Source organism: Granulicella pectinivorans (assembly GCF_900114625.1).
GTDB classification, from domain to species: Bacteria; Acidobacteriota; Terriglobia; order Terriglobales; family Acidobacteriaceae; genus Edaphobacter; species Edaphobacter pectinivorans.
This window is the reverse complement of sequence record NZ_FOZL01000001.1, coordinates 4,433,200-4,439,413: the sequence shown is the minus strand read 5'-3', so window position 1 is coordinate 4,439,413 and position 6,214 is coordinate 4,433,200. Positions and strand designations below refer to the sequence as shown.

General features: G+C 52.3%; 2 tRNA genes and 2 rRNA genes. All 4 read left to right on the top strand.

What is annotated here, in order from left to right:
• The first annotated feature begins 877 nt into the window (after positions 1-877).
• The 4 genes from BM400_RS17860 to BM400_RS17845 all read left to right on the top strand — a co-directional run bounded on the left by BM400_RS17860 (position 878) and on the right by BM400_RS17845 (position 6,208).
• A 16S ribosomal RNA gene (locus BM400_RS17860) occupies positions 878-2,377 on the top strand.
• A 304-nt stretch (positions 2,378-2,681) separates the two neighbouring features.
• Positions 2,682-2,758 (top strand) — tRNA-Ile (locus tag BM400_RS17855).
• Between the two features lie 35 nt (positions 2,759-2,793).
• Positions 2,794-2,869 (top strand) — tRNA-Ala (locus tag BM400_RS17850).
• A gap of 389 nt (positions 2,870-3,258) precedes the next feature.
• A 23S ribosomal RNA gene (locus BM400_RS17845) occupies positions 3,259-6,208 on the top strand.
• Together the 16S and 23S rRNA genes with 2 tRNA genes alongside form the textbook arrangement of a ribosomal RNA operon.
• The last annotated feature ends 6 nt before the right edge of the window (positions 6,209-6,214 follow it).

The window sequence follows — 6,214 nt, the reverse complement described above, 5'->3', positions numbered from 1 at the left end:
CACGTAATCCACAGTTTTTGGGTTGCGTTGTTTTTGTGATGGGGTTAGTCTTGGGAAGTCGCACATGACTGACGGGCCGGTTACTGAGGTGCTTGGAGGTTGGGTGGGGCGGGTGAGATTAGAGGTTGACACGAGAGTGGAGACGCGATAATCTAACCAAGTTGCAGAAATGAGCTTCGCACCTCGGCCGAGTAGTTATGGCGATAATGAGGGATGTCGGAGCGCAGTCCAAGTGTGAGTTCGCGGTCTGAATGCCCTGGAAGTACAGTGGGCCAGCCGACAACAAACCCAAGCCACTGCAGTTGAAGGAAGAAGTTCAGGAGCTAAGTGCTCCGCGATTGTTCGTCGTTTACGGCGTCTTGATCGTTACGATGTTTTGAGTTTTTGTGCTGTAGTGAGCTTGAGAGTGTGGTTTTCTCGGTTGTTTTCGATTCGATAGGCGCTTCCGGTGTGAAGCGGTCGAGATGAGAGCGAAGTGAGAATGAAGTTGACAAGTGAGTCAATCTTCGATACTCTTAGAAAGTTCGCGCAAACGTCACGCGCTGCTGAAACGCTTCCGACGGAGCCTGCTGAGGTTGAGTGGTTCTGGTAATGAAGAGAAGTGAGTAGGCAACACTATAAGACGCACTACAGCGCTACCAAGTTCGAGGACACGTTCCGTGTGGCTTATGCCCCGGATGGTCCTTGATCCAAAAGCCGCCCACTTAGGTGGATGCGGTTTGGATCTTTGACAACATAGTTGAACATGCCAGTCGTGAGATGATACGAAATTGGTTTAGTCATTCTCACTAGTTATAAACCTCCGGGAGTTTTCGAGCTCCGGGGGGCGCATGATAACTTCCCCGACCCCTGTCGCTGGGAAGCATGCAAACCAAGATTAAACGAGAGTTTGATCCTGGCTCAGAATCAACGCTGGCGGCGTGCCTAACACATGCAAGTCGCACGAGAAAGGGACTTCGGTCCTGAGTAAAGTGGCGCACGGGTGAGTAACACGTGAATGATCTACCTCCGAGTGGGGAATAACTGAGAGAAATCTTAGCTAATACCGCATAATACCCACGGGTCAAAGCAGCAATGCGCTTGGAGAGGAGTTCGCGGCCGATTAGCTAGTTGGCGGGGTAATGGCCCACCAAGGCGATGATCGGTATCCGGCCTGAGAGGGCGCACGGACACACTGGAACTGAAACACGGTCCAGACTCCTACGGGAGGCAGCAGTGGGGAATTTTGCGCAATGGGGGAAACCCTGACGCAGCAACGCCGCGTGGAGGATGAAGTATCTTGGTACGTAAACTCCTTTCGATGGGGAAGATAATGACGGTACCCATAGAAGAAGCCCCGGCTAACTTCGTGCCAGCAGCCGCGGTAATACGAGGGGGGCAAGCGTTGTTCGGAATTATTGGGCGTAAAGGGTGCGTAGGCGGTTTGATAAGTCTCGTGTGAAATCTCTGGGCTCAACCCAGAGTCTGCACGGGAAACTGTCGGGCTTGAGTATGGGAGAGGTGAGTGGAATTTCCGGTGTAGCGGTGAAATGCGTAGATATCGGAAGGAACACCTGTGGCGAAAGCGGCTCACTGGACCATAACTGACGCTGATGCACGAAAGCTAGGGGAGCAAACAGGATTAGATACCCTGGTAGTCCTAGCCCTAAACGATGATTGCTTGGTGTGGCCGGTACCCAATCCGGCCGTGCCGAAGCTAACGCGATAAGCAATCCGCCTGGGGAGTACGGTCGCAAGGCTGAAACTCAAAGGAATTGACGGGGGCCCGCACAAGCGGTGGAGCATGTGGTTTAATTCGACGCAACGCGAAGAACCTTACCTGGGCTCGAAATGTACATGAATCCGGCAGAAACGTCGGCGTCTAGCAATAGACATGTATATAGGTGCTGCATGGCTGTCGTCAGCTCGTGTCGTGAGATGTTGGGTTAAGTCCCGCAACGAGCGCAACCCTTATCTTCAGTTGCTACCATTTAGTTGAGCACTCTGACGAAACCGCCTCGGATAACGGGGAGGAAGGTGGGGATGACGTCAAGTCCTCATGGCCTTTATGTCCAGGGCTACACACGTGCTACAATGGCCGGTACAAACCGCTGCAACCCCGCGAGGGTGAGCTAATCGGAAAAAGCCGGCCTCAGTTCGGATTGGAGTCTGCAACTCGACTCCATGAAGCTGGAATCGCTAGTAATCGTGGATCAGCATGCCACGGTGAATACGTTCCCGGGCCTTGTACACACCGCCCGTCACATCACGAAAGTGGGTTGCACTAGAAGTCGGTGCGCTAACCGCAAGGGAGCAGCCGCCCAAGGTGTAATTCATGATTGGGGTGAAGTCGTAACAAGGTAGCCGTAGGAGAACCTGCGGCTGGATCACCTCCTTTCTAAGAGAAAACATCTCGGCAGAGGATAACGCCCTGCGATTGCAGGCAGAGACGGTTTCACGACCTTCTGAGTTGTCCTGGTGTCGAGTACCATCCAGATGACCTTCGGGGAGTTTGGATGAGCCTGAACTACACCATCTCTTTTTCGCTATCTGTCAACAACGATGGTCCAAGACTGCATAGCGGTCTTTGCATGTTCAACTGTGTCCTCGAAACCTTTCGAGAGAGCTCCACTGCGTCCGGCCAAGCGATTGGCCGGACGCGACCGAGCAAGCACTCCGGTCGAGTCGATTCGACGGAAGCCGGGCCTGTAGCTCAGTTGGTTAGAGCGCACCCCTGATAAGGGTGAGGTCGGTAGTTCGAATCTACCCAGGCCCACCACCTTTACCGCGTTGTTGGTTATACTGACAACAGATGGGGCTGTAGCTCAGTTGGGAGAGCGCCTGCTTTGCAAGCAGGATGTCATCGGTTCGATCCCGGTCAGCTCCACCATCCTCTTCTCGATGTGGTTCGATGCAGTACAAGTGATGTCTGCTTGAGATTGAGCTTCTACCTTCTGGGTAGTAGTTGAATCTTGAGCAGGAATGCTCAAGCCGCCTAAGGGCGCGATAGCGACGCATAGCGATATGCAAAACGCTCTCATGATTTTTGACAACTGAATAGATTGGGTAAATATAACTACAAGGCTGAGCAGCTTCAAGCTTCTGGGTTTTATCTGGAAGCAAGATGCTGTCAATCAGTATTGAGTGTCTTTAGAATATAAGAATCGTCAACCGATCAGCAGCAATGTTGATCGCGAGACAGGCGTGGACAATTATCAAACCTAGAGATTTACCGTGAGGGTGAAGGTTGTTTCTTCACTGCGTGCGAGTAAATTCTATGGTCAAGCTACTAAGGGCGCACGGTGGATGCCTTGGCAGATACAGGCGATGAAGGACGCGGCAAGCTGCGATAAGCTTCGGGGAGCGGCACACACGCTTTGATCCGGAGATTTCCGAATGGGGAAACCCACCCAGGTAAAACCTGGGTATATCCGACTGAATACATAGGTCGGCATAAGCGAACGGAGGGAAGTGAACCATCTCAGTACCTCCAGGAGGAGAAAGAAACCTCGATTCCGGTAGTAGTGGCGAGCGAAACCGGAACAGCCCAAACCCGTACTATTTCGGTAGTTCGGGGGTTGTAGGACCTGCAAAAGTAGAGTTACCAATCTGGTTGCTAGTCGAATCTTCTGGAAAGGAGATCCAAAGAGGGTGACAGACCCGTAGACGAAAGCGATCCAGACTCGAAGCAGGCACCTGAGTAAGGCGGGGCACGAGAAACCCTGTCTGAATCCACGGGGACCATCCCGTAAGGCTAAATACTCGTATCTGACCGATAGTGAACCAGTACCGTGAGGGAAAGGCGAAAAGCACCCCATTGAGGGGAGTGAAAAGTACCTGAAACCGTGTGCCTACAAGCAGTGGGAGGACTATGGCCGTAAGGCAATGTCTGACCGCGTGCCTATTGCATAATGAGCCGGCTAGTTATTCTTGTCAGCAAGGTTAAGCGTGAGCGAGCCGCAGCGAAAGCGAGTCTGAATAGGGCGTTAAGTTGGCAGGAATAGACGCGAAGCGGGATGATCTACCCTTGGCCAGGTTGAAGGTGAGGTAACACTCACTGGAGGACCGAACCGGTGTTTGTTGAAAAAAGCTCGGATGAGCTGAGGGTAGGGGTGAAAGGCTAATCAAATTCCGTTATAGCTCGTTCTCTCCGAAATAGCTTTAGGGCTAGCGTCGAGCGAATTGGATTGGTGGTAGAGACATGGATGGACTAGGGGGCTTTCCGGCTTACTGAATCCAACCAAACTTCGAATGCCAATTACAACATACTCGGCAGTCAGACTGTGGGGGCTAAGCTTCACAGTCGAGAGGAAAACAGTCCAGATCGCCTGCTAAGGTCCCAAAATTACTGTTAAGTGGGAAAGGAAGTCGGAACGCTCAGACAGCCAGGAGGTTGGCTTAGAAGCAGCCATCCTTTAAAGAAAGCGTAATAGCTCACTGGTCAAGCGGTCCGGTGCCGACAATACAACGGGGCTAAAACAGTATACCGAAGCAGCGAATGCACATCTTTTAGGTGTGCGTGGTAGGAGAGCATTCTGTCGTGGATGAAGCGTAACTGGGAAGATACGTGGACATTACAGAAGAGACCCTGCCGGCATAAGTAGCGATAATGAAGGTGAGAACCCTTCACGCCGAAAGTCTAAGGTTTCCTGAGGAAGGTTAATCCGCTCAGGGTTAGGCGGTCCCTAAGTCGAGGCCGAAAGGCGTAGACGATGGAAATCCGGTTAATATTCCGGACCTCCCAATACCTCGTTATACGATGGGGTGACGCATAAGGATAAGCTGGACCTCCTATGGCTATGGGGTTCGATGCGTGTGAAGCTGGTCTCTCTAGGCAAATCCGGAGGGGCATTAACAGTGAGACGCAAAGCAGTAAGCCGAATGGCTGAAAGCAGCTGATTTCATGGTGCCAAGAAAATCCTCTAAGGAGAGGGATTGGGAACCGTACCACAAACCGACACAGGTAGACGAGGAGAATATCCAAAGGCGCTCGAGTGAAAGCTTGTTAAGGAACTCGGCAAATTAGACCCGTAACTTCGGGAGAAGGGTCGCCCCCTGGGTGCAAGCCTAAGGGGGCCGCAGTGAAACGCGAACGGCGACTGTTTAACAAAAACACAGGTCTCTGCAAAGTCAAAAACGACGTATAGGGGCTGACTCCTGCCCGGTGCCGGAAGGTTAAAAGGAGAGGTTAGCCGCAAGGCGAAGCTTTGAATTGAAGCCCCGGTGAACGGCGGCCGTAACTATAACGGTCCTAAGGTAGCGAAATTCCTTGTCGGGTAAGTTCCGACCTGCACGAATGGAGTAACGATCGTTCGACTGTCTTAACGAGTTGCTCGGCGAACTTGTAGTACCGGTGAAGATGCCGGTTACCCGCAGCTAGACGAAAAGACCCCGTGCACCTTTACTATACTTTTACTATGAGTTACGGCAATTGCTGCGCAGGATAGGTGGGAGGCTTTGAGACCAGACTTTCGGGTTTGGTGGAGCCAACGGTGAGATACCACCCTGCGATTGTTGTGATTCTAACCTGCTCCCCTGATCGGGGAGAGGGACATAGTAAGACGGGTAGTTTGACTGGGGCGGTCGCCTCCTAAATTGTAACGGAGGCGCGCGAAGCTACACTCAGGTCGTTTGGAAATCGACCGTCGAGTGCAAAGGCATAAGTGTGGTTAACTGCGAGACCTACAAGTCGAGCAGATGCGAAAGCAGGCCTTAGTGATCCGGTGGTTCTGTATGGAAGGGCCATCGCTCAACGGATAAAAGGTACGCCGGGGATAACAGGCTGATCGAAGCCAAGAGTTCATATCGACGCTTCGGTTTGGCACCTCGATGTCGGCTCATCACATCCTGGAGCTGTAGAAGGTTCCAAGGGTTAGGCTGTTCGCCTATTAAAGTGGTACGTGAGCTGGGTTCAGAACGTCGCGAGACAGTTCGGTCTCTATCTGCTGTGGGCGTAGGAGATTTGAAGAGGGCTGTCCTTAGTACGAGAGGACCGGGATGGACGAACCTCTTGTGTTCCAGTTGTCCTGCCAAGGGCACGGCTGGGTAGCGAAGTTCGGTTGTGATAACCGCTGAATGCATATAAGCGGGAAGCACGCTCTAAGATGAGATCTCCCAACCCAAAAGGGAAATGAAGGGCCCAGGAAGACCACCTGGTTGATAGGCTGGATGTTGAAGCGCAGCAATGCGTGTAGCTTACCAGTACTAATCGCCCGTTCGGCTTGTCCATAGAATT